We start from the raw sequence: 872 nt of genomic DNA on the forward strand, positions 1-872 counted from the left end.
GCAGTGATGATTATCAAGAGCATCCTCCTGTATCTAGCTATGCAGATATACCTTATGCGATAGAACTGCCCGTGCCAGATGGCAATGCTTACTCTGTCGATGAAGAAGCTATCCGGTTAAAAGTTGCTAGAAAAGCTGAGCGTAACGAAATAAATGCAGAAATTCGGAACATTGCTGACACGGTGAAGGAAAAACGCGCCGCAGTGGGCTTTAAGGCCAAGGTGTCAGGGTTTGCTGGATTTAAAGGTAAACGACGTCTACCTGACTTTATTCAAACGCTACTCACACAAGCTAAGTTGTTACCTTATCGTGAGGAATTTCTAGAATGTGAAGATGGTTTGAGGCGTGGAACTCCTCAACATCGATCTAAAGTGATCTTGGGCTATATGCTTTCAGCATTTGTTGTTAACTGTAATGTGAACAACGGTCATATCGTTGTCGCAACACGACAAGGCGGTAAAAACGTAACTCATGATGCGCTGCGTAAAGAAGTAGCAATGCGGCACGGTGTTTATATACCTGAGTCGACATGGTATTTCTACTTTAATCGATTAGTACAATGTGGACACATAGAAAGCCACACTGTGAGCATTTATGAAGATGGCCATGTTGCATCTTTTCACGCAGAAGCGAGTCACAAGTATCTATCTTCAAAGCTATTGAGCATGTTGGGAGCAGATCGACTATCGGTTAGAACAGGAGCTGCAAAGCATTCTGTTGATCTCAAGCTTGCTGGTAAATCATTTAGACAAAAACCTCGTTATCCAAGCTCTCGGTATCGTCAGGATGGAACATTGCGCCAAAATATGACGTGTATTAAACCGTCACAAGAACTATTAGATCTTATTCAATCACATTACGCCCGAGAACAA

General features: G+C 42.7%; 1 protein-coding gene. It reads left to right on the forward strand.

Going from position 1 to position 872, the window contains the following annotated elements; all coding sequences use genetic code 11:
* Window positions 1–872: hypothetical protein (locus tag NE536_RS22800; protein WP_261274123.1), on the forward strand; the 872-nt coding region annotated here is incomplete at both ends.

It is taken from the genome of Shewanella septentrionalis, assembly GCF_025370265.1.
GTDB lineage: Bacteria > Pseudomonadota > Gammaproteobacteria > Enterobacterales > Shewanellaceae > Shewanella > Shewanella hafniensis.